This is a genomic window from Paenibacillus sp. MT86 (genome assembly GCF_058792535.1).
In genome coordinates this window covers 3049606-3070193 of the sequence record NZ_CM179499.1, presented here as the reverse complement: position 1 = coordinate 3070193, position 20588 = coordinate 3049606, and the positions used below count along the sequence as shown (strand labels likewise).

Genomic DNA, 20588 nt, shown 5'->3' with positions numbered 1-20588 from the left:
GGGTTTATCAGCCATAAATAAGAATTGATCATTTTTCTTGTACTCATAATAACTTGATATAAATAAACAACACTTGTATATGTTGTATTTATATAATATATTTAAAACGGATCTATTAGCGATTGGAGATAAATGCCATGGTAAAAAAATTCACGCCCATGTACAAGAAAATCGAAACGTTTATCATTGAACAAATTCGGAACGAAAATTGGAAGCCGCGGAGCCGCATACCTTCCGAGAATGAGTTGGCGGAACAATTCGGCGTCAGTCGAATTACGGTGAAGAATGCGCTGACGACACTGGTGGATAAAGGAGTAGTCTACAGACTGCAGGGTAAGGGCACCTTTGTGTCCGACCACCGTCCGGAGGATATATCCAATATCTCAACAGAGGAAAAAGCAGCTCACACGGTGCCCGCTATCGGTTTTCTCCTGCCCCGTCTGGACAACCGGTTCACCGCTAATCTGCTGAGCGGAATTGAAGATAGCCTGTCCGGGAACGGATATCAGCTCTTATTCGCGAAAACCAACGACTCCCAGGAACATGAAATTCTGAGGATCCAGGAAATGAAGCAGGCCGGAGTCAAAGGACTCATCATTTATCCCGTGGAAGGTGAGCACTACAACAACGAAATCCTGTCGCTTACGCTGAACCGCTTCCCCCTTGTCCTGCTTGACCGCGAGCTAAAGGGAGTGGACACCAATTCGATCAGCTCGGATAACTATGCGGCGGCCATGCAAGCCGTCAACCATCTGCATGAGCTCGGTCATAGCCAAATCGGGTTTATCTCCACGCTTGCCGAAGGAACATCAAGCATTGAGGACCGATTGCACGGCTACGAAAAAGCACTTGAGGACCGCCACATTCTCATTGATCGCGGCATGCAGATGACCAAGCTGACGATGACCAGCAGTGACGATGAGGTGATCGCCATGATCCAGCAGTTTTTGAAGGCAAATCCGCAGATGACGGCTCTCTTGTCCTCTAATTTCAGCCCGCATGTCATTCAAGCGGCTCTGCAGCTCGGCATCTCCGTGCCGGAGGATCTGTCGGTCGTCTTCTTCGACGATGTGGAGTATCCGGATTTCTGCATCGTTCCTCCTACGGCCGTCGTCCAGCAGGAGCTCGAGCTCGGCCGTGAAGCCGGCAGGCTGATTATGGAGCAAATAGAGAATCGAAGCAGCGAATACCAGCAGATCAAGCTGCCCACGGTTCTGGTTCCCCGTCAATCAACGGCAAAAGCGAGGAAAACGAACCGAACGCCGTAGCATATGGATTATGTTCGCCATAGCGGAATGCGTAACTCTTTCTCTCGATTCTGCGGCCTGCCCTGCATAACAACCCAAGCACGAAGCTTTCATCGTGAATAATATGGATGCATAACCGATGTTCCATCATGAACCTTCAGGAGGCAAGAGGCCTATGCATGCCATAATCGGGATTCTTTCCATCATGCTCACAATAAGCATCCTCCGCCGCAAATCTCGGAGAAACAATCGATAGCCTACGATAGGCGGATATTCGATTGTGGCTGCCTATCTACGGTTGATATATACAACAAATAACGGCCGGCGCATCGCCGGCATTTTTTGCGTTTTACCGGAATCTATCTTTCTTAGTCCGGCGCAACATTTTTAGCCCCTTGTCACATATTAAGCGACAGGAAAAAACGTTGCTCTAGACCCACCCATGCGTGGATTGGTATTATAGTCAGGTACTATTTTTAAGGGTGTGCGGAAGGAGTCGGCCAGACGTGGAAGAACAACGTTACAAGGATTTAAAATTGGGTGAAAAAGGTGCGATCATCAGCATCATTGCTTATATTTGTCTATCTGCAATCAAGCTATTGATAGGTTACTCGGCGAACTCCGAAGCTCTGCGTGCCGACGGATTAAATAATGCTACCGACATCGTGGCATCCATTGCCGTATTGATCGGACTACGATTATCGCAAAAACCTGCGGACCGGGATCATCCTTACGGACACTGGAAAGCGGAGACGGTAGCATCCTTGATCGCCTCTTTCATCATGATGGCCGTCGGGATCCAGGTATTGTTCGGGGCCGCATCTTCCATGTTTGAAGGTACCCACGAATCGCCTGATCTCATATCCGCCTGGACCGGGATCGGCTGTGCAATTGTCATGTACTGTGTTTACCGCTATAACAAGCGTCTTGCCAGCCAAATCAACAGCCAAGCCGTAATGGCGGCCGCGAAGGATAACCTCTCGGACGCTTGGGTCAGCATCGGCACGGTTGTCGGCATCATAGGCGCCCAATTTCAACTTCCCTGGCTCGACCCGCTGACGGCCATAGTGGTAGGTTTTCTGATATGCAAAACCGCCTGGGATATATTCCGCGATGCCTCTCATCATTTAACCGACGGATTCGATGAGAACATTATCAAAGGCTACAAAGAAACCGTGAAACAAGTGGTTGGCGTCAAAGGAGTCAAAGACATTCGGGCAAGAAATTACGGCAGCAACACGGTTGTCGACATCGTCATTCTGGTCAGATCCAATCTGGACATTCGGGTTGCCCATGATATTTCCGACCAGGTGGAGCATGAATTAAAAGAAACGCATGGCGTTTATGACGTCCATGTTCATATTGAACCGAGTTAAGCCTCCAGATTCCAAAGTGTCAAAACAACGACGAAGGTCCGGCCACATTCTTAATGGCCGGACCTTTCATCAATTCTGTGCTTCGATCGATTTTAAAAGACTGCGCTTCAATTCCTCAGTCGCTTCATCACGGTTCATGTCAACGCCTATGATGTGGGATGGGCTTCCTGGATCACCTTCAAGATTTATTTACCTTGTCTTCTCCAAAATAAAACCCTTTAAGTTGTTGATCAAAGAAATCCCTTAAGTTTTCTTGATCGATTGTATAAATCAATTGCCTAGTCCATATATCTGTTCTTGTTATATAAATCTTTTCAAGATCATATTGGATTCTTATTTCTTTTCCGGTCTTTAATTTAAAAACAATCCCTGCACTAATGCTGGTGTTTGCTGGTATTTGTTTCAACGCAATACGATCTGAATCAGGTACAGAATTAATCCAATTTACAATATTATTAATTTCATCCTGATTTAATTCAACGTCTATCCAATCGATATATGCACCTGATCCTTTTCTGGTGTATCGTGCTTTGGACATCTCCGTGCTGGAGATTTGTTTTACCTGAATTTCTTTATTTAAGTTTGACTTACTCATGAAACCATTCATATCACCTAGAACAAAATATACAGCCCCTATAACGAGTATGATGACAATAAGTGTTCTTCTATTCTTTAGATTGGTTATAATCGCATTCTCCCCCATGGCTAATAAAGTTGGTGTGTTCACGAACTCCACCACCATAAGGCCCGAAAGGCCGCGCAGTGATGCGGTTAGGTGGTGCGAATTTAGCCGGCAATTACTTCTCCGACTTCCCGCCTGGACCGAGGGGCGTTTGCCCCGATGAGTGAACACATTGTTATTAAGATGTCAGCGCCTTCTTCGAATAAGTATTCAACTTATTATGTCTCTTCTAATATTTCTTATATTGGGTTCAATTTGATCAAATCGATTTAAACAGTGGTTTCGAATCATTTCTAAGTCATTGATACTTTGAGACTCATCTTTATTCCTAAATAGAATATTCATAACCCAGTTAGATAGATTACGAAGATGTGCACGATAAGAGTAAAAGCGAATCAAGTCCAGATTAATCTGAATTTTTCGATCCAACTGTTTACTATAGGAAGATATAAAGATGTCGAAACTCGAACCAATATAGCCAAACAAATTATACTCAGGTGGTGCTATGATCACCGATTCCCAGTCTAAAAAGAACAACTGATTATTGTGATATATGATATTTCCACCCCACATATCACCGTGACACAAAACAAGTTGGCTAGCATTGATATGAACTGAATTCCGAATTTCTCTAACTAAGTTCATGAAAAAGAGAATTTGTTCTTTCTTTAATAAAACAAGCTTTCGTAGTGATTGATTTAAGTCATTGTTTAGATTTGATTTCTCAAGGATCGAAATACATCTCAAAAGATCAGATTCGAAAGTGATATCAAATGATTCCTTTGGTAATAAATTCTGATTCACGTGCGGAGTAATCTGTTCTAATGTAGCCACGGACTTTGCAATTCCTACAAGAATCTCATCTGAGAAAGGATATGCCTCAGTCAAGGTCTCTCCAACTATAAAATTAAATAAAACTATAGTGATGTCTTGTAATTTAGTAAATAAACTCCCAAAGCAATTCTTTATTGGATGAGTCATGTTTATAAACAACCCTTGATGATAAAGATCCCAAGTCAAAGGTAGGTAATAATGTAGTCGTCGTATTCCCTCTCTTTGTCTATCATTATGATGATCAAATAACTTCAAGTAATATTGTTGTTCGTCAATACAATTTACTTTATAGGAATACGCTGAATCCCCGACCGGAATAAATTCAATATCCTTAATAAGAATTCCGTAGTTTTTTTGTATGAATAAAATAAGCTGTTCATCTTCGATTTTGAACTTACTTATCAAAAGTCTCACCACCATATGATTGAGGAATTGTGGTTTGCGCTGATTTCCGATAACTTCTTTATATTCACGAACCCTCACTGGCTTAAGGGGCGAATACCCCGGGTCCGACGGACTTAGCCAGTGCAGGGTTGTCAGGTTGATCCCGCTCCCCTGAAATCCCTCATACCAGACCGAGAAACGAACGGTTCAATGCGTAAATATGGTGTTTTATTTGAAGGACTTGTCCTCCTCAACTTACTTTACAATTCCTTCAAACTTTTCCTTCATTAAAATACTTGATTTCAATCTCGTTTTTTACAATATTTTTTAATCCTTCTTGATAATAAGGCATAAATTCATCTGCTCTATCAATATCTACCCATTCAACATGACTAATTTCGGATGGTCTAGTTATCTCTTGTTGCCCGCCTATTATTTCAGCTCTAAAAGTAATAAACACTACGTGTTCATCATGTTTTGTTAATATTGCCTCATTGATAGCCACTACACCGTGGACTTTAATATCAAATCCCGTTTCTTCCTTTGCTTCGCGGATTGCAGCCGCATCTAAGGTCTCGCTTTCATCAACGCCTCCACCTGGTAATGACCAAGTACCGTTTTTATGATTCTTCACCATGAGGATTTTTGTTTTGTCTTTATCTGTAATCAAAGAATACGCAACGTCTATTCGTTTCATATGATCTTCCTTTTTTATGTTTTTTAAGTTTCACATGTCTTTCAGATAACGGTTAAAGTTTTAATAAGACCATCATTCGTTTCAATTAGATAACCGAGGGCGTTTACAGGAGAAGTCCGGTGATCTGATATAGTAGGTGGGGTGAGAAATCGGGAAAGCTCAATTCGGCTGTGGCCGTCTGGGGTAACCATCATAGCAATCTCTACGCACTGTGAACCCAGTCCGGTTACGCGACCAGCCCATTCACCTTCGACCGTGGCTCGCCCTTCGAGCTTCAAGCCAATCTCCTCGAAGAAAGAAATTGCGTCATCAAGGGATTCTACAACGATGCCGACATTGTCCATTCTTAGTAAATTGTTTTTTTCCATTGCTATATCTCCTTATGTGTACAAATTTATTTATAGGAAAAAGTGAAATTTGGTTTTCGGGTATGTCATATAACGTTAATGTATCTATGAACCCGAGTGGCTTATGGGGAACAACGACCGGTTCAACGAACATAGCCTCGCAGGGTTATCTGCCTGACTTAACTTCTCCGAAATGCCTTCGGGCAGATTAAGGAGCCGCAAGGGTGCACCACCGTGAATACGGTGTTACGTGATGCCCAAAGTTCTATTCGATCGATCCACAAATTAATCTATTCTTTCCAAAGTCTTGTTACTTCTTCTAATACCAGGTCTTTAAATTTTAATTTATAGATGTCTGGTTTCTTTGTTTGATTCATGAAATCCAATCCGTAATTCGGATTAAAATGATTCATCATCAATGTCATTACATTCCCGTGTGTTCCAATAGCAATTTTCTTTCCCTTGTGTTCTTCTAAGATATTTTTCAACACTACAACTGATCGATTCTGGCAAACAGTATTAGACTCTCCTCCTGGCAATGCATAGGAAGGGTCATCAAACATCTTCTTCATTGCGGGCATAAATTCTTCATTAGTAATAACATAGTCTGAAAAGTGCCTTTCCCTAAGATCCTCAAATATCTGAATATCTAATTCTAACTCTTTGGCCAACCCCTCCAATGTTAGAATTGCTCGAGCATAAGGACTTGATGTAATAATGTTTATTCCTTCATCCTTTAATATTTCTGTTATTTTTTCTGCGTTCATCTTTCCCTCTAGGGTAAGCCCCCTGGTTCTTTCATTTCCTTCAGTATATGGTGACTCGGCATGCCTAACCATATAAATAATGGTCTTCATATAACCCTCCCTGAACGTTCCCTTATCCACGTTGTCCAACCGACCAACGGGAGCGGCCGCGATGCGGTTAGTCGGTGCGGATGTGTCCGCTGAATTTACTTCCCTGCCAATCGCTTCTCGCGGACCGAGGAGCTGTCAGGCTTGATGCGTGGATATGATGTTAGGTGATGTCCCCCGCTTCCTGGATTAACATTCAAAAGTTCTTTATCTGTTCCGTTTTATACGATCCTTCTTGAAAAATTAAACAATTCAACTGCAATCCATATGCACATCCGCCATCAATTCCTATCTTGTCTTTACTAAACCAAATATCTGATGTGCCATGAATATCAATAGTTCTTGTATGTCCAAAAATAACTCTTTTGTTTAGATCCTCAAAAGCGTGTTGAATGAATTCATCCTTAATATACATAAAATCATATTCTGGCTGGTTCTTCCAATCTATAAAATTGGGATTCAATCCCGCATGAACATATATGTGATCATGATCTTCTTGAAATAAAGGTAATTCACTTAAAAAGTCTATGTGGTGACCAAAAAAAGTCTTAATTGTATCCTTCGCCTGGTTCAATATCTCATCAGAGATTTCGTTATTCATGTTATTAATATCACAATAACTTTGGAGGGTTTGTATTCCCCCATGTTCAATAAATTTAGATCGAATCAATGCGCTATCATTATTTATCAAATCAACCAATCGTTGGTCATGATTGCCTCGTAAAGCAATGGCATTATGCATACTTACTAATTCGATTACTTTATCAACTACTGCTTTACTATTAGGCCCTCTATCTACATAATCACCAAGCAAAATCAACTGATCATCAATCGAATTAAATTTGATACTATGCAACATCTGATTTAAATGATCGATACATCCATGAATATCGCTAATCATAATTGTTCGCTTCATAGAATCTCCTAACTATAAATGTTTTAAGCTCTTGGCGGATTTCACCTACGTTCCTGTATTACGACGACGTCCATCTCCCTTAGATAGCTCTTTTTCTAGGGAAGGCAACATCAAAAATTCAGCTCCAATCATGATATAACATTTGGAAATCTAAAGTAGACTAGACCAGCCTGGGATTCGAGAAGGGCAGCTGGAACCCAGTTTTCATACAGACCCGTTCAATCTCCTCAACGGGAAACGATGTATTTCTGTTATTCGAAACGAGATTGGTGTAAAAATCATTGATCACTACAGCTATAGGAGCGTACCGCATTATAATCTCCGCTGCCGAATCCATCACTTCTAGGAATTCCTTACCCTCAGCACAACGACGTATGAATTCGATTCGTTCAGAACGGTTCATCCTACCCGTCAATGCTGCTACAAGCCAGTTCACTATTTGTGTTGCCACATAACATCCATCATGAGTCTTGTTCAATTCAAAAAACTCCAATTCGGAATCTGACAGTTCAAATCGAGAAGACGTCGCAAGTCCGAAGTCCGAAATATACACACGGTGTCCGTCGGTTAAAACATTGTTAAAGTGAACGTCGAAATGTAGTAATCCGTTCGCATTCATAAAGGAGACCGTTGACAGCAAGTTTGAGTCCAACAAGGCAAACGCTGAATTGGCTGCATTCTCACCCATAGCGACCTGTTCGGTAAGCCAGTTATGCAGGTTGTAAGGTACGTACTCACAGAACAGTACAACATTGTAGTTGGATTGCTCAAGGGCCTCAATACGATCCCGTATTTTTGAAGTACCCCAAAACTCAACCATTTTGGAAACATCGCTCAGTTCCTCCGAGATTGGATTACGCCGTTCTGGGCTTTTTAACACCCGCCAGTGATACATTAGGGGAAAGTTCTCACACTGTCTCGCCAGAACCCAGTTGGTGGTCATGGTATGGGCAGCGACCTCACGCCACACTCCAGCACCTGGTGAACCTATCCCATAGTGGCAATACGGAGGAAGATTGAACGCGTTTCTGGTAGACATATAATTTTCGGAGTGGCTTTCAAGTTCCGTAAGCGGAACCATTTTCACGAATACGGGTGTATCATCAATTTGTAAGAAAGCCGTTGTACCGCCAATACCAGTATATAGAACCGTAGCTTTTTCCACTCGCTTGCTAAGCTGTTCATCACTTACCAGACATAAGGCAGTGGACACGGCGGCATAGCGGGCAAGTCGAATGTCGTGAGTCGAATGCTCGTTCGTTGATAATTTCATAAGGGATAGCGTCCTTTCGCTCTGTTGTTCTGGTTAATGCATTTTTTACTATTAATCTAACTATTATCATTATCATCTCTCTGTTCTGTCGTATAACGTTCTTGTATTCACGACGTCGAGAGGCTTAAAGTGCGCATCTGGAGAGGCGTAGCCTCCAACCAAACCGGCTGAGCGGAGCGCAGTTAGCCTCGCAGATGGGTCCGCCGAATTCTCTCCCCTGCCAATCTCATCTCGCAGACCGAGGAGCCGTCAGGCTCCGAAGCGTGGATATGATATATGATGCCGGCGCATCTTTTTACCTCATTACATCTTAATTATAAATCCTGTCTTATCCCCTTTAGTGAATCCGCAGCTCTCATAAAAGCTATGGGTTCCTTCCATTCTAGAACTCGTCATTAACATCACTTTGTAACAATCATTCTCCCTAGCGGTTTCGACTGCTTTTTGAAGTACTAATTTCCCGTAACCGTTCTTTCTATAATCAGAATGTGTAACAACATTCTCAATCAAGCCATATGGTCTTGCGCCCCTAGTTAAATTCCTAATAAGAACTAAAACGCATGAAGAGACAAGCTTCCCCTCATGCTCTACAACAATAATCTTCATCAGCTTGTCATTCATTATCTCTCGCCAATGATCTTGTATTTCGTATATATTCAGTTCTGGATCATCTGCATTTAAATGCTTATATAGCAAAAGTAGTTGATCTAATTCATTCCTATGAATGTATCTGACAGACACATTGGGCATGATGATTCCCTCACTCTTTGGTTTTTATCAGGTTTCGGCGGTTCATATAACGTTCTTGCGTTCACAACAACCAGAACCTTAAGGCCCGTAGCGCTGGGTAGCATGCCACTCAGGTTCGCAGAAGTGGCATGCTGATTTCTGCTTCCTTGCTCACCTCTTCGGGCGGACCAAGGGGGCTTTAGCCGCATTGCCGGAATGCGTTGTTATCTGATGGACGGGCCTTCTTCGAGTTCACTTGCAAAATCGTCTTTAATTATTGAATACAATTTTACATCCTGAAATGCACCCTTTGCCCAGATATGCCTTCTCAATACCCCCTCAAATCGCATTCCAGTCTTCTCCATTACTCTGGCGGATCCGATATTATCCAGATGGCATCTTGCTTCAATTCGAACTAACCCTAATTCATTGAATCCAAACTCTAAAATTCTTCTAATTACCTCGGACATGTATCCTTGATTCCAATATTCATTTGATAATACATAACCAAGCTCTGCCCTTTTATTTCGATTATCCCAACTCACAAAACTACAACTACCAATTAGTTTCTTTGCTTGTTTGTGCTCAATTCCCCAAGGTCCTACTTTCTGTGTGTCATAACGGTTTAACACAAATTCAATAAATGCTTTTGTATCATCAAGTGACTGATGAGTGTCCCAAACGGTATATCTCGATACCATAGGAAATCTACAATAACTATACATATCATCCTGATCCGAGTAACTTATCTTTCTTAATCTTGTTCGTTCAGTTTCAAGAACAGGGAACTCTTGAAAATGTTCTTCAATTTGCGTCATTGCAGTCACCACCAGATAAAATATTAGTGCCTAGCTTTCAGATAGCGTTTCTGTATTCCCGAACCCGTGAACCTTAAGGCTGAAGGACCGGCTACGGCGCGGTTAGGTTTGCAGGGTTGTCCGTCAACGCTTCCCTGTATCTCTGAATTCGCTCCGCAGTGAAATCCCTTCGCTCTTCGCGGACCAAGGGGCGAACGCCCGCTGCGGGAATATGGTGTTATGTGATGTCTGCCTCATCTTCGAATAACTTTCAAAAATTATAAGTACTTCTTAAAGGCTTTACTCGAATCACCGTCATAACCTAACTTTGTATAGAACTCGTGTGCTTGCTTCCTCGAAGCTCCGCTGGTTAAAAAGACCTTAACACAACCCCTTGAAATACACAGCTCTTCAATATGCTTCATAATGAGCGATCCATAACCTTGACCTTGTCTGTTTCCAGATACAATTACACGTTCTACAACCCCAAAAGGTTGTGACTCTATCAACGCATCTAAACATAGATGCAGATGTGCAGTTGCAACGATCTCTTGGTCTACTTCGCAAATGAACAAGAAACTATTAGGATCTTGTTTAATTTCTTCTATTCTATCTTCCAACACTTTTATTTTTGTGTTGTTTGGAAGCAACTCTTTATATAGTCCTTCAATAGCTTCGGCGTCATTGGATTCAGCTTCACGAATTATCATTCACATTCTCCTCTGTATTTAGGATGATTTCACATAACGTTCCCGCATCTGTGACGCGACCCAGCCTTAGATAGCTCTTATCTTAGGTTGGTCGTGTGTTGTCTGAATTTTCGCCTATGAGCGTGCTTGCTTATGAAAAAACCAAGGGGCGGAGCTTAGATGCATGGTTTAGTGATGTTACTGCCTTATCTGTAATTACATTCTCATAAATGTTTTACAGATATATATTGTTTCTTATGTATTCATTCTAGTTATTTATAGTATTTTAATGGTATTTCATCATATCTTATATGTTATAATTTTCTAGTACAATATACGGCTTTAAGGGCGGTCGGCTAATCTCCCAGAAGGGAGGTGATGCCCATGGAGGTCAAAGATGCACTTTCCTTAATGTTCATGTTCGGCATGTTCATTCTGGCATTGCTTACCTACATGAAAAAGAAATAGACCGCCCTCGCTAAGGTAACGGTCTATTTCTCGACCTAACTCCTGTGGCCGACTGCTCTTTATGCAGTTATTGTGCTTTGGAGTCGTGTTCCCGCACGGCTCCTTACTTATTCTTACCTCAGTATAACTCATTTTATAACGCTTTTATATGTTTTGTTGATTATTTTTTATTTGAGCATTTTGCATAATTCCGAATTTGGATAAATCATAGGAAGAACAGACATTGTCTCGTCTCTAAATCACGCGTTTTCTGAAAAAGGACAGACCTCCAGAATTTTTGAAGTTTGAACTTTTTAAGCGGCGGCTTGCTTTCTTCTCGAAGCAGTTGAGAGCGCAGATACGAGTAGGACGATGGCGTTCAAATACTGCTGCGTAGTGACTTTTTGAACGCCCCAGACATGCAGGCTATCCGCGGACAAATACGTTTTCATTCGAGAATTGCACCGTTCCACGCTGGTTCGTTCATTGTAAAGCTCTTTCCAGCGCTTGGTATCGCGATGCGGATTACTATATCGCCTTAGATCGTCCTTCGTATCGACTTTGACGACCATGCCATAGTTGGACGCTGAGCAAGTGGCCATGCCTAACGGGCAATCTACTTTGCCTGTGGCATGCGGACAACGAAACTTCAAGTAATCGCCGTCGGCGCCCCAGTAAGTCATCGCGAACCCCATCGTACAGCAGGGTGTTCCGTTTGTCGTCATGCCAGCGGGCGGTTCTTTTTCTCCCCGAGGATTGAGAGGAATAATGGCTTGAGCGTTCACCTTTCGAGCCGCTTCGTACACTTTCATTTGGTCATAGCCCGCATCAAGCATGAAGAATCTCGTGCGTTTATCGACAGCAACCTTCTCAATCAGGCTCGGCGCCATTTCTCCATCATTCACATGCGCTGGCGTGACTTCGAGCGCAAGTGGAAGTTCGCTTTTCGTATCCACCGCCAAGTGGAGCTTATAGCCGAACCAAGTCACTTTATTACCGAAGGAGTCGAACTTCGCTCCCCAGTTCGCATTGCCCGTTTGCTCGCTTTTTCGCTTAGGCTGCTTCTTTTCGTAAGCGTGAATCGAGGCACTGTCGATCGCAACATGATTTCCGTCGATGATGCCGTCTTGCTTGCAGCGATTGACCAAGTCTTCGAACAACTGTTTGGCCAGCTCTTTCTTCGTCAGCTCGGCAAAGACTCTGCTTAATGTAGCGATGGATGGAGCCTCGCGGTCGAGTGGAAGTCCGCATTGATAGCGAAACCTAAGATCGGTACTCAGTCGATGATGTAAACCAGTAAATGTCTGGATACGTTCTAGAGGAGCAGCAAGAAGGGCGCGCAAAATGCCTTCTCTGCAATGCCCGTCGGCTCCTCGGGGTGAACGACTTCTCAGTTCTTTCGCGTAAGGACGGAGGTCCAGCACACTACGCTTCGGCTGTCGAGAAAGAGCTGACATGGCTCCCGGTCTTCAAACCCCATTTGTCCTTGCCCATTCCGGCTCCGGTTGCAAAAGGAGAGCCAACGGAAGAGTATCCTCTTCCATGGTCGATCAATCGATGGATTGAAGGCGAAACCGTAACGGATGCCAACATTCGGGATGTTAACGAATTTGCCGAAGACCTCGCTGCATTTTTGAAGGAGCTGGAGGCGATCGACGCAAGCGGCGGCGTGCCGGCGGGCACCCAAAATTTTCATCGCGGAGGAAACCTTGCCGTCTACGACAATGAGACCAGATCCATCATCGAAACGCTTTCCGACGAATACGATCAAGCGCTTTTAACGGAAATTTGGGAACTCTCCCTTACGACAAAATATCAATCCGCACCGATGTGGCTGCACGGCGATGTGGCGGTAGGCAATCTGCTCGTAAAGGATGGCCGGCTGTGCGGCGTTATCGACTTCGGGACGATGGGTGTCGGCGATCCTTCAAGCGACCTCGTGATGGCATGGAACTTTTTTGACGACGACAGTCGCCGGATTTTCCTAAACCGCATGAATTTTGATGATAACACCGTTCATCGTGCACGAGGATGGGCCTTGTGGAAAGCACTCATCACCTTCGCTTGGAACGAGCATGGCTCGGAAGCCTCGGTTTGGGGGAAGCACGTGATGGATGTCATAATCCGAGACTATAAAAACCACGGTTTATGATGATGCTTTCAACGCATACAGCTGCGAAACCGTCCTGTCGAGCCGCTCTTTGATGAGGATCGCTTCCGCATATCGGGCTGGTATGCCTTCATACCCGTAGCAAATACCCGCCAGCCCGCCGGCGATGGCGCCGATCGTATCGGAATCATTCCCTAGATTGGCCGCCTTCTGTACGACTCCTTCAAAATCTGGCGTGTTGAGCAAAATATGCAGTACCCAGCGGAAGGTATGCACCACAAAACCGCTTGCAGGACAATCGGGCTCGGCTTCAATCAAGTGTTCGTATTCGCTTCCCGCCACCTCGGCCATGACGGCAGCCCTTAAGTTATCACCCTGCAAAAGGCGCCACGCGATTCGGTTGTACATGAGGCAGGCATCGGCGCACCTTGGATCGTAATGCGTCATCCTCGACTGCAGAATCGTCACTCGTTCCATGTCCGCCGGATCCTTATAGGCCAGAGCCGCCGGCAGGCAGCGCATGAGGGATCCATTCCCGCCGCTTTGCCCCATATCCATATGCGCAACAAAAGCCGCTTCGAGCCAATCCCCTTCGTAGGTTTGAAAAACATGACGGATGATATTCCCGATGTCTTTGGGACGCGATCGATACCATTCCATAAAGAAACGCCCGATCGCTTCCATCGGCTCTGCAGGATTCTCGATAATACCTGCCGCGACGCAAAGCGTCATCATCGTATCGTCGGTCACTTCTCCCGGTTCCAGATTCCAGACCCCGCCGCCGATGATTTCCGTCAAATAACCGTACTGTGCTTCGATCTCCCGCGTACTCATAAACTCCGTCGTCCCGCCCAAAGCGTCGCCCACGGCCACCCCGTATAGTCCGCCCTTGATGCGGTCGAAATATTTGTTGTCCATGCAAACACCTCACATTCATTCCGTGTAAAACCACTCGCAGCATTATATCAAAGTTATAGAGGCGGATGTCTTCCCCACTCAAGCGATACTCTGTAAAAAGCAGTAAACCCAGCCTTGGTAACGGACTAGGTTTAGTACTTAAAGTCAGTTTCGCAGTTCATGAAAAGGCATTAATCCTCAGTATAAATCTGGAAGGTCACGCCGAATTTATCGGTTACATCGCCAAAGCCTGGGCTAAAAGGCGCTTCCTCGAACGGCATATTCACTTGACCCTCTTGCTCCAAGGCTTCAAAAAATCGTTTGGATGTCTCCACGCTGTTCGTTGAAATGCAGATGGTGACCTGTTTGCCTTTCGGAATCGAGGTGCCGGTCGGTGCATCCGAGAACATGAGTTCAGCTTCGCCAATCCGCAGCTTCGCATGTGCGACAAGCTGATTTAATGCATCCGTGTATGTGTTCGGCATTTCCGGCATGTCTCCGTAAGTAATGATGGAAAGGACTTCGGCATCTAAAGCTTGTAAATAGAAGCGGATAGCTTCCCTTGCATTCCCTTCCATATTTAAATAAGGGGTAAGTTTGACTGTCATCCTCAATCAACTCCTTTTTTTCAATCATAGCAAAACAACCGAGAATGGGTTTCTTATGGATTGCTATCTTGAAAATCAGGCTAGCCATCCCCTTTATAAAAGCAACCCAAGCGAATGGGCTTGGGTTGCATCGTTTTTTTCAGCATGGATATTAAGCCATGCACTTTATGAAACCGAAATTTCCTTTTCCATTATATAATCGTCCATCACGAATCCATTCCCGATATCCGCGATTTGTTCCCTCACGGTCCGATAGCCTTTTTTCTCATATACGGCGATGCTGGATTCATTATGTCGATTGACCGTCAGCCAAATATGGCTCAAGCTTCGGTCTTTACACAGCTCTTCCAGGAACACCATCGCTTGACTGGCATAGCCGCGTCCGCGTTGCTCCTTGCTAATGTAAAACTTGCTCAGGAAGAGCTTGTCCTCTTCTTGTCTGACCGACATATAACCGAAGGTGGAGGAGTCAGCCGAATGGATCAAGTAATATTCGTAGTCCTGATGCCGGATCTGATCCGTAATCGCCGGGACAGCTTGATATTTGCCGATCATATATTCGATCTGCTCCATAGAAATGATGGATACGTAATATTCGCGCCAAATTTCTGCCGCCAGTCTGGCAACCTCTGCGATTTCTTCCACCGTTTTCACTTGTGTAAAATTCATTTTCATGACATCTTCCCGCCTCTCCCGGATCGTTGGTTCACGCACTACTACCATATCATCCGATCCCCGGCAGGTTCAAGAACGGTTGGTTGAGCCGGGAAAGATTGTTATCGTAATACTCATCAGGATGATACCTTAAGTCCGTTCTCCCGAGTACATGCTTTCATCCTGCAATCGAACCAATACCTTGCCGTAACGCCCACTCTGCCGGATCGTGACGTTGCCGGACGGATAAGCTTGCTCTAAATAATCCGTTATCAATTTACGCTTCTGATCATCTGGGGCTTGACCATGACCGCGAAGCCAGTTCATGATTTCCTGCAGCGCAGCTTCGCTTGAGACTTCCGTCGTTTTCGTTTCCCGCGTTACAAGGGACTCGTAGGAATATCCTTTGAGGTATAGCAGGTGAAGCAAATACCCAAATTCCATATGTTTCGATCGGTAAGGCTGATCGGTGATGAGCGGCCAGATTTCATTCATCAGGCTGATCTCGGTGGAACCTGCGGGCATACTGATATAACAAAACTCCCGGGCGCATTGCAGTACCTTCTCTACGCTCTGCCAATCCACGATGACCGGGCACATCGAGAGAAAAACGAGATCGAACGCCTGGCTCCACCCTTTGGCCTGTACGTCAATATCTTCAAAACGTTCGGGAACGATCTTCACCTGATCCTGTGGAAAATTTGTTATATTCTCTTTCAGCAGATCGATCAAGGGCTGCGAAGACTCCACGGCCGTTACATCAGCCCCGCGCTCCGCAAACGGAACCGAAAACACGCCCGAAGCGGCCCCGATATCCAGAACGGAGGCATTATCGAATCGAACGCCTTGCCCTTCAAGCCAGTTCATGATGCGCGAAGTCCTTTTTCTCCCTTCTTCATTAAATGATTGCTCATTGAAAGTCCGGGCCTTATGATCAAATGCTCGGGCAGGTTCGATTCCGGCTTTTTTCATTTTGTTGATGACGCTGTCGCCATGTTCCTTCCAAGCTTGTTCCCATATGGCTTCATTAAAAAAATCGTTCAAGACATCCCTCTCGCTTTCCGTTATGGTTTATGGTGCATGGTATTCAATTATGGATATTACATATCCATAATTGTCGCGCACGAAAAGTATATTACTTCCCGTTTCAGCATACTGACAAAAAGTTAATTACGGATCTACGTTATCCATAATATATGATTCATTCCCCATTTGCAATGCCCTTTTTTGATTAATCTGCGGTTGGCACACTGCCGCTGGCAACATAGCTTAAAACATAGCCGCTCATAAAAAACGGTCGCCTATTCCACCAATCGTCTGATATCAATATCTCCGTTATGGTTATACAGCCGATCTTCCTCCGGAGGAAAATCGGCTGTGCTTCTGAAATTTACTTAGGGATCTTGCGTTGTTGTACTTTGCTAGCCTTACATGTCGGTGACGCGAAGGTAGAAATTCACCCGGCTCATCAATGGCAAGATCAGGCTTCGCCTATCATTTGCCGCTCAATTTGTTTCATTTCATAGAAGTAGCCCTTTTGCTCCATCAGCTGCGAATACGTGCCTGCTTCAATGATTCTGCCTTGATCCATGACCATGATCCGGTCCATTTCTTCCAAGCCGGTCAGCCGATGGCATATAAGAATAAACGTATCATCCTGCGCTTGCGCCAGCAATTGTCTGAAAACGCGCTGCTCGGTGATGTTATCCAGTGAAGACGTCGGTTCGTCCAAAAGCCACAAACGCCCTTTCCGGAGCATGGCCCGCGCCAAGGCCAGCCGTTGCTTTTCTCCGTCGGACAAGTTCTCGCCCTTCTCATATACCGCAGCGTCCAGAGATTGATTCGGCAGTTGGACTTTATCCAGTATAGCGGACAACTTATGGTCGTCGTGATGTTCGGCATCCTGCAGCAGGTTGTCTCGAATGGTTCCCCGGAAGAAATGACTGTTCTGAAGCACTACATTCGACGCTTGCCAAATGCTCGCTTCATCCAATTCCTGAATCGAAACATCATGCAAACGAATCTCGCCGCTTGTCGGGGTACGCAGCTTGAGCAGCAATTCGACGATCGTTGATTTCCCTGACCCGCTCGGCCCGACAATGGCCGTTTTGGAACCAGCGGGAAAATGGAGGGATACGTTTTGGAGTGCAGGACGCCATTCATCTTCATATTGGAACGTAACCCTGCGCAGCTCCACCGAAACGGCTTGATTGACGGATAGCATGCCGCTCGGCTGCGGCGACATCACATCGGCAGCATGAACGATTTCCGCGAGCCGCTTGGCCGCGTGCTCGCTGTCCTGCTTATAAGCCGGCAGCGTGGCCATTGGCGCCGCCTCTTCGAACACCGTAAGCGAAGCCATGACCAGCATGGCGAGAAACACGCCGGCAAGGGAGCCGTCCATGATCAGATAAGCTCCGAGAATGAGCACGCCCCAAGAAATGAGATACGTCACAAAAGTATGCAGCGATTGCCCTCGCAGCAGGTGCACGGCAGATGCCTGCTGCTCCGCTGATAAAACTGCCGAGGCATGCTGCAGCAGCTCCTCTCGCTGCTTCAACTGCCCATATACTTTTAAATCACGGAAACCGTAGAGCAGTTCGGTCACTTCCGTGGAAAATGCCGCCCGCTGCCGGCGAACGCGACCATGAATTCTTCTCTGTCCAAGCAATACCAGCGCTGGAACCACAAAAGCCGTTGCCAGCATCCCAACCACAAACAAACAGGCAATCCAGATCGAGAAAGCGGAAGTAAACAACACCGTCGCCAAAAACACCATGACCACGATGATAGGGGGATAAGCAACGCGCAAAAAATAATGCTGCAAGCTTTCTACATCCCCGACGATCCGCGCGAGCAGCTCACCGCTCCGCTTCTTGCCCAGTATCCCTGGCGTTAACGGAACAAGCTTGGCAAATAAAGACGTGCGCAAACGGCTGAGCAGAGAAAACGTCGCCCGATGGGAATACAAGCGTTCTGCATAGCGGCTGCCCGCCCGCAGCAGACCCAGGATTTTCACCAGAGACGTCAGCACGATCAAGGTATAGAGCGGCGGGGCAAAAACCGTCTGCGAAATGAGGTATCCGCTAAGTGAAAAGAGACATACACCTGCGATGCCGGCTAAGAATCCGCCGATGATGGCCATGGCAATATCCTTGCGTTCCTCAATCATCGCTTTTGTTAGAATAGCCAGCTCATTCATGCGAACCTCCCTTTCCGATGGGCATCCACCATTTCGGCGTATTGCGGCAGCCGAACAAGAAGCTCTTCATGGCGCCCGCATCCAAGCAGGGCTCCGTTGTCCATAAACAGGATCTTGTCGGCATCTTTTATCGTATACAAGCGGTGCGCAACGGTAATCATGGTCGCTTGGCTTGCAAGCTCGGCAATGGACAGCTGCAGCACGCGTTCGGTGTGGAGATCCAATCCCACCGTGGGCTCATCAAACAAAATGACGGCAGGCCGCTTCAAAAAAGCGCGCGCCAGCGCAAGCCGCTGCTTCTCGCCGCCTGACAACCCCCTGCCCCCTTCGCCGACGAAGGTGTCATAGCCATGCTCGAGCTGTGCCGCAACCGCGGCAAGTCCGGCAGCTTCCGCCGCCTGCTCGACGTCAGTCCTAGAGACGTCCCTGCCCGCGCCAATCGCAATATTCTCGGCAAACGTGCCGGCAAAGATATATGGATGCTGGGTAATGTAGCTGACATGATCAAACCATGAAGCCTCATCGTCTGAATTAAGCGCCCTTCCGTTCACCAGCACTTCACCTGATACCGGCTTCAGCAGCCCGGCTACGAGATGCAGCAAGGTTGTTTTGCCGGACCCGCTTTTACCGACAATCGCAATATGCTCTCCTGGTTCAAACGATATGGAACCCACCGCAAGCTCGAAGGAATCCGGCGCATACTGAAACCGGACATCCCTCAGCTCGATGGACGGGGGCATTTGAATGAACCCCCCACCGGCTGTCCCTGGCTTGTCCAACGCAATCGTCCAATCTAACTCGCCTGTTCCATCCCTATGATCAGCACCCTCACGTCGAGTGCTTAACGCTTCTTCATCTTGCGTTTCCTCAAGCATCTCTTCCACCTTACGGATCGCCCCCATACTGGTGCGGCCCCCGTGAAAGGCGGTTCCCGTGTTTTTTAACAAACTGTAAAACTCGGGTACCAGCAGCAGGATCAAAAAGGCGGTGTGGAAGGAAAGCGATTTGAAGACCAGGAGCTGAAGCGCCAGCTCAAGCGCAACGATGCCAATGCCCAGCATGACGATGGATTCCAGCATGAAGGTATTGGTGAACGCAATTCGCAAAATGTCCATCGTCGCATCCCGGTACCCCAGGCTGCTGCGTTCGATGTCCTGCTGATGATGGCGGGCACGGCCGAAGAGCTTCAATGAAACGAGTCCTTGCAGAGAGTCGAGAAACGTGCCGGAAAATTCAGCCAACTGCGCGAATTTCTCCTCCGATTTGTTCTTCGTTTTGAGCCCCACCAAAACCATGAATATCGGAATAAAGGGAGCGGTAACCAGCATAATGAACCCGGAATTCATATGCTGCGTAAATACTACGGCCAAGATCAGAATAGGAATGATGGCAGCTTCCATCATTCGCGGCACATACTGGCTGAAATAACTGTCCGCCTCATCCACGGCATCCAGCGCCACGCTCACCTTTCCGCCTGTTTGCCCGCGAAGCGCCATCGGCATGGAAGCCTTGGTCAGCTTTCGCAGCACGGCCGCTCGCATATCCGTTTTGGCCCGGGCAGCCATCTGCAAACCGATTCGTCCATTGCCATACGACAGCAGCGTACGCGCAGCCATGACGCCCAGCAGAATAACAAGAATGACGGCAACCGACGATAACGAAGCACGCTGCACAAATATCTTCTCCACCGATTCTGCGAGCAGCACGGCCTGGCCCACGATGGCGGCACCGAGCGCAAGCGACACGCCACCCATGAGAACAAGGGGTCTTCTTTGCGCGGACATTTGCTGGGAGATCAGTCCCGTTTTTTTCTTCATGATGACGTCCCTCCTTCATGCCGACCTC

General features: G+C 46.1%; 20 protein-coding genes and 1 pseudogene. 4 read left to right on the top strand and 17 right to left on the bottom strand.

Features of this window, described 5'->3' with window-relative positions:
- Window positions 1-137 precede the first annotated feature (137 nt).
- Entirely contained in the window at window positions 138-1268 is a 1131-nt protein-coding gene (locus AC3RCL_RS13590) for a GntR family transcriptional regulator (protein ID WP_492535757.1), read from the top strand.
- Window positions 1269-1753: 485 nt separating this feature from the next.
- Window positions 1754-2623, top strand: coding sequence for a cation diffusion facilitator family transporter (locus tag AC3RCL_RS13585; protein ID WP_096775451.1), 870 nt, complete (start codon window positions 1754-1756; stop codon window positions 2621-2623).
- 178 nt (window positions 2624-2801) lie between these two features.
- Here AC3RCL_RS13585 and AC3RCL_RS13580 read toward each other — a convergent pair whose 3' ends face one another.
- The 10 genes and pseudogenes from AC3RCL_RS13580 to AC3RCL_RS13535 all read right to left on the bottom strand — a co-directional run bounded on the left by AC3RCL_RS13580 (window position 2802) and on the right by AC3RCL_RS13535 (window position 10846).
- Window positions 2802-3350, bottom strand: a complete 549-nt coding sequence (locus tag AC3RCL_RS13580) for a hypothetical protein (RefSeq protein WP_492535756.1) — start codon at window positions 3348-3350, stop codon at window positions 2802-2804.
- 165 nt (window positions 3351-3515) lie between these two features.
- Window positions 3516-4553 carry a phosphotransferase gene (locus AC3RCL_RS13575; RefSeq protein ID WP_249732794.1) on the bottom strand — a complete coding sequence of 346 codons (1038 nt, stop codon included), beginning with the start codon at window positions 4551-4553 and terminating at the stop codon, window positions 3516-3518.
- Window positions 4554-4794: 241 nt separating this feature from the next.
- Window positions 4795-5220, bottom strand: a complete 426-nt coding sequence (locus AC3RCL_RS13570; protein WP_492535754.1) for an NUDIX hydrolase — start codon at window positions 5218-5220, stop codon at window positions 4795-4797.
- A 50-nt stretch (window positions 5221-5270) separates the two neighbouring features.
- Window positions 5271-5588 (bottom strand): annotated as a pseudogene (locus AC3RCL_RS13565) (VOC family protein); the annotation flags it as partial.
- A gap of 269 nt (window positions 5589-5857) precedes the next feature.
- Complete coding sequence (locus tag AC3RCL_RS13560; RefSeq protein ID WP_277748688.1) at window positions 5858-6424, bottom strand: histidine phosphatase family protein; 567 nt, start codon at window positions 6422-6424, stop codon at window positions 5858-5860.
- A gap of 193 nt (window positions 6425-6617) precedes the next feature.
- Complete coding sequence (locus AC3RCL_RS13555) at window positions 6618-7337, bottom strand: metallophosphoesterase family protein (protein WP_492535751.1); 720 nt, start codon at window positions 7335-7337, stop codon at window positions 6618-6620.
- Between the two features lie 160 nt (window positions 7338-7497).
- On the bottom strand, window positions 7498-8610 hold the full coding sequence (locus AC3RCL_RS13550; protein ID WP_492535749.1) for a protein kinase domain-containing protein: 1113 nt from the start codon (window positions 8608-8610) through the stop codon (window positions 7498-7500).
- A 303-nt stretch (window positions 8611-8913) separates the two neighbouring features.
- On the bottom strand, window positions 8914-9360 hold the full coding sequence (locus tag AC3RCL_RS13545; RefSeq protein ID WP_486045295.1) for a GNAT family N-acetyltransferase: 447 nt from the start codon (window positions 9358-9360) through the stop codon (window positions 8914-8916).
- A 203-nt stretch (window positions 9361-9563) separates the two neighbouring features.
- On the bottom strand, window positions 9564-10157 hold the full coding sequence (locus AC3RCL_RS13540; RefSeq protein WP_096775444.1) for a GNAT family N-acetyltransferase: 594 nt from the start codon (window positions 10155-10157) through the stop codon (window positions 9564-9566).
- A 257-nt stretch (window positions 10158-10414) separates the two neighbouring features.
- Window positions 10415-10846, bottom strand: coding sequence for a GNAT family N-acetyltransferase (locus tag AC3RCL_RS13535; RefSeq protein ID WP_096775443.1), 432 nt, complete (start codon window positions 10844-10846; stop codon window positions 10415-10417).
- 363 nt (window positions 10847-11209) lie between these two features.
- Here AC3RCL_RS13535 and AC3RCL_RS13530 point away from each other — a divergent pair, with 363 nt between their 5' ends.
- Window positions 11210-11293, top strand: coding sequence for a putative holin-like toxin (locus AC3RCL_RS13530; protein ID WP_220687457.1), 84 nt, complete (start codon window positions 11210-11212; stop codon window positions 11291-11293).
- 293 nt (window positions 11294-11586) lie between these two features.
- Here AC3RCL_RS13530 and AC3RCL_RS13525 read toward each other — a convergent pair whose 3' ends face one another.
- The gene (locus AC3RCL_RS13525; protein WP_492535746.1) at window positions 11587-12729 is read right to left on the bottom strand and encodes a transposase; all 1143 of its coding nucleotides are present in this window, start codon (window positions 12727-12729) and stop codon (window positions 11587-11589) included.
- Between AC3RCL_RS13525 and AC3RCL_RS13520 the strand changes: the two genes are divergently transcribed.
- Window positions 12651-13424, top strand: coding sequence for an aminoglycoside phosphotransferase family protein (locus AC3RCL_RS13520; protein ID WP_492535744.1), 774 nt, complete (start codon window positions 12651-12653; stop codon window positions 13422-13424). The genes AC3RCL_RS13525 and AC3RCL_RS13520 overlap by 79 nt on opposite strands.
- On the opposite strand, the gene AC3RCL_RS13515 is transcribed toward AC3RCL_RS13520, so the two are convergent.
- From AC3RCL_RS13515 to cydD, 6 genes are all read right to left on the bottom strand, one after another.
- On the bottom strand, window positions 13419-14300 hold the full coding sequence (locus tag AC3RCL_RS13515; RefSeq protein WP_492535742.1) for an ADP-ribosylglycohydrolase family protein: 882 nt from the start codon (window positions 14298-14300) through the stop codon (window positions 13419-13421). The genes AC3RCL_RS13520 and AC3RCL_RS13515 overlap by 6 nt on opposite strands.
- A 170-nt stretch (window positions 14301-14470) precedes the next feature.
- A complete protein-coding gene (locus AC3RCL_RS13510) occupies window positions 14471-14887 on the bottom strand; it encodes a VOC family protein (protein WP_492535740.1) in 417 nt (138 codons plus the stop codon).
- Window positions 14888-15052: 165 nt separating this feature from the next.
- Window positions 15053-15562, bottom strand: coding sequence for a GNAT family N-acetyltransferase (locus AC3RCL_RS13505; protein ID WP_492535738.1), 510 nt, complete (start codon window positions 15560-15562; stop codon window positions 15053-15055).
- A 129-nt stretch (window positions 15563-15691) separates the two neighbouring features.
- Window positions 15692-16585: a class I SAM-dependent methyltransferase gene (locus AC3RCL_RS13500; RefSeq protein WP_375120039.1), complete on the bottom strand. Its 894-nt coding sequence runs from the start codon at window positions 16583-16585 to the stop codon at window positions 15692-15694.
- Window positions 16586-17021: 436 nt separating this feature from the next.
- Entirely contained in the window at window positions 17022-18743 is a 1722-nt protein-coding gene (gene cydC, locus AC3RCL_RS13495) for a thiol reductant ABC exporter subunit CydC (protein WP_492535736.1), read from the bottom strand.
- Window positions 18740-20560, bottom strand: a complete 1821-nt coding sequence (gene cydD / locus AC3RCL_RS13490) for a thiol reductant ABC exporter subunit CydD (RefSeq protein ID WP_492535734.1) — start codon at window positions 20558-20560, stop codon at window positions 18740-18742. The genes cydC and cydD overlap by 4 nt, the downstream gene beginning before the upstream one ends.
- Window positions 20561-20588 lie beyond the last annotated feature (28 nt).

Coding starts and splice junctions, on each gene's coding strand:
- AC3RCL_RS13545 (WP_486045295.1), bottom strand. CDS start 9,360: ATGCCCAATGTGTCTGTCAGATACATTCATAGGAATGAATTAGATCAA.
- cydD (WP_492535734.1), bottom strand. CDS start 20,560: ATGAAGAAAAAAACGGGACTGATCTCCCAGCAAATGTCCGCGCAAAGA.
- AC3RCL_RS13590 (WP_492535757.1), top strand. CDS start 138: ATGGTAAAAAAATTCACGCCCATGTACAAGAAAATCGAAACGTTTATC.
- AC3RCL_RS13560 (WP_277748688.1), bottom strand. CDS start 6,424: ATGAAGACCATTATTTATATGGTTAGGCATGCCGAGTCACCATATACT.
- AC3RCL_RS13540 (WP_096775444.1), bottom strand. CDS start 10,157: ATGACGCAAATTGAAGAACATTTTCAAGAGTTCCCTGTTCTTGAAACT.
- AC3RCL_RS13550 (WP_492535749.1), bottom strand. CDS start 8,610: ATGAAATTATCAACGAACGAGCATTCGACTCACGACATTCGACTTGCC.
- AC3RCL_RS13525 (WP_492535746.1), bottom strand. CDS start 12,729: ATGTCAGCTCTTTCTCGACAGCCGAAGCGTAGTGTGCTGGACCTCCGT.
- AC3RCL_RS13515 (WP_492535742.1), bottom strand. CDS start 14,300: ATGGACAACAAATATTTCGACCGCATCAAGGGCGGACTATACGGGGTG.
- AC3RCL_RS13510 (WP_492535740.1), bottom strand. CDS start 14,887: ATGACAGTCAAACTTACCCCTTATTTAAATATGGAAGGGAATGCAAGG.
- AC3RCL_RS13505 (WP_492535738.1), bottom strand. CDS start 15,562: ATGAAAATGAATTTTACACAAGTGAAAACGGTGGAAGAAATCGCAGAG.
- AC3RCL_RS13570 (WP_492535754.1), bottom strand. CDS start 5,220: ATGAAACGAATAGACGTTGCGTATTCTTTGATTACAGATAAAGACAAA.
- AC3RCL_RS13555 (WP_492535751.1), bottom strand. CDS start 7,337: ATGAAGCGAACAATTATGATTAGCGATATTCATGGATGTATCGATCAT.
- AC3RCL_RS13535 (WP_096775443.1), bottom strand. CDS start 10,846: ATGATAATTCGTGAAGCTGAATCCAATGACGCCGAAGCTATTGAAGGA.
- cydC (WP_492535736.1), bottom strand. CDS start 18,743: ATGAATGAGCTGGCTATTCTAACAAAAGCGATGATTGAGGAACGCAAG.
- AC3RCL_RS13530 (WP_220687457.1), top strand. CDS start 11,210: ATGGAGGTCAAAGATGCACTTTCCTTAATGTTCATGTTCGGCATGTTC.